This is a genomic window from Micromonospora sp. M51, from assembly GCF_018070305.1.
Taxonomy (GTDB): domain Bacteria; phylum Actinomycetota; class Actinomycetes; order Mycobacteriales; family Micromonosporaceae; genus Micromonospora; species Micromonospora parva.
Genome location: NZ_JAGPXZ010000998.1, coordinates 1 through 1,877, shown reverse-complemented (window position 1 = coordinate 1,877; position 1,877 = coordinate 1). Strand labels below are relative to the sequence as shown.

Below are 1,877 nucleotides of genomic sequence, written 5' to 3'. Positions count from 1 at the left end.
CAGCTCGGGTCCTCGTCGTCCTCGTCGTCCTCGTCGAGCAGGCCCTGCTCGTCGAGGAACGCGAACCACCGGTCGTCGGCGGGGGTCAGATCGGCGTAACCCGGCCCGAGCAGGTAGTAGTCCACGAAGGATTCCACGTCGGGAGCGAGCTCCTCGAACGCGTCGGACATGAACCACTCGGTGCCGGTCGGTGGGAAGTACCAGATCGCTCCGGTGCCACGGTCCATGAAGACCGGTTCGTCGCTGCGGGTGCCGATCACCAGCCAGCCGGCCCGGTTCTGCGGAATGGCCGAGAAGTCGGGCGCGTAGTCCAGGTGGTACTGGATCCCGGGCAGGGTCGACGTGGAAGCCAGCTCGACCCGACCCGCCCGTATCCCGTCGGCCACCAGCAGGAGATCCCGCAGGTCGGCCGGGAGCCCCGCCGGCACGGCGTCGATGGCCGCCCCCTCGCCGAACTCGGCGTACGCCAGGCTCTCCGGCAGATCGGCCAGGTCGGCCCGCAGCTCCTCGATGAGCTGCCGCAGCTCGGCGTTCACCGCACCACCTCTGTTCGGATGAGGCCTCGTCCGGCAAGGCTCCGGCTGCCCGGAGACCCACGAGCCGATGCGCGGTTTGGTTCTACCACGCATCGGCTCGTCGCGGCGTCACCTCGCCGATTCCGCCTAACCAACGGGAACGGGAACTGCCCACGATCCGGTCCCGGTGTGCTGCCGTCGAGCCCTTTCCTCAGGTCACGACGGCGTCGATCGGCCCGACGCGCAGGGTGCCGTCGTTGAGGGGGGTGCAGCGGATGCCGCCGGTGGTGCGCAGCGCCTTCCAGGCCCCCGGGCCGACGGTGACGTCCATCCAGGCGCACGGTCGGGCCGCCCGGTTGACCCGCAGGCTGACCGGGCCGTCGCCGGAGTCCAGCACCAGCACTCTGCCGATCAGCTCGTCGACGGCGATCCCGGTGGTGAGGATGTTGCGCCGCACCTCGGCCAGGCCGATGCCGTCCGGCAGCGATTCCCGGGCGATGACGGTGACGCTGGCGTCGCGGTGTGCCTGCTGACCGAAGTAGCGGTCGCCGACGATGCCGAGGCCGGCCCGGATCCGGACGGCGTCGACCAGCTCGCCGGGTGGGGCGGGTGCCGGACCGTCGGCGGGCCGGCCCAGGAAGCGGTGCACGGGCGAGGCCAGCAACTCGACGATCTCCGGCATGACAGGAAGTCTACGAAGCGCACGGGGTGCCGCGGCGCAGGTCGACGGATGACGAGGCGGGTCGGCTGTTGCCAGGGCACGGCAGACTGTTCTATAACTGTTGCATGAGTTCTATAACAGTACGCGCGACGGTTCCCCCCGGGCGGTACGGAAGCTATGGCGGGCGGTACGTGCCGGAATCCCTGATCCCCGCCTGCGAGGCGGTCGCCGAGGCCTTCTCCGAGGCGTGGGCCGATCCCCGGTTCCGTGGCAGCCTCACCGCGCTGCTGTCGGCGCACGTGGGACGGCCGACGCCGCTGACGCCGGCCGTGCGACTGTCGGCCGAACTTGGCGTGACGGTGCTGCTCAAGCGGGAAGACCTGACGCACACCGGATCCCACAAAATCAACAACGTGCTCGGGCAGGCGCTGCTGGCCCGGCGCATGGGGCGTACCCGTCTGATCGCCGAGACCGGAGCGGGCATGCACGGCGTCGCGACGGCGACGGCCGGTGCCCTGCTCGGTCTACCGGTGACGGTGTTCATGGGCGAACGCGACGTGGAACGCCAGGCGCACAACGTCTTCCGGATGCGGCTGCTGGGCGCCGAGGTCGTTACGGTGACCACCGGCAGCCGCACGCTCAAGGACGCCAGCAGCGAGGCCATGCGCCACTGGGTGACCGACGCCGACGAGGCGTACTAC

3 protein-coding genes are annotated in these 1,877 nt (G+C 70.4%); 1 reads left to right on the top strand and 2 read right to left on the bottom strand.

Translation table 11 applies throughout. The features are described from left to right. Together KBX53_RS31730 and KBX53_RS31725 are read right to left on the bottom strand one after the other, a co-directional pair. Nucleotides 1-536, bottom strand: a 536-nt coding sequence (locus KBX53_RS31730; protein ID WP_210863486.1) for an SUKH-4 family immunity protein, incomplete at its 3' end; no start/stop codon positions are given. A gap of 190 nt (nucleotides 537-726) precedes the next feature. Further along, on the bottom strand, nucleotides 727-1,197 hold the full coding sequence (locus tag KBX53_RS31725) for a hypothetical protein (RefSeq protein WP_030335483.1): 471 nt from the start codon (nucleotides 1,195-1,197) through the stop codon (nucleotides 727-729). 104 nt (nucleotides 1,198-1,301) lie between these two features. On the opposite strand from KBX53_RS31725, the gene KBX53_RS31720 reads away from it, so the two are divergent. Further along, on the top strand, nucleotides 1,302-1,877 hold a 576-nt coding region (locus tag KBX53_RS31720), incomplete at its 3' end, for a pyridoxal-phosphate dependent enzyme (RefSeq protein ID WP_210863484.1).

Bases quoted from the DNA above. Each gene is read 5' to 3' on its own strand.
- KBX53_RS31725 (WP_030335483.1), bottom strand. From the start codon at position 1,197: ATGCCGGAGATCGTCGAGTTGCTGGCCTCGCCCGTGCACCGCTTCCTG.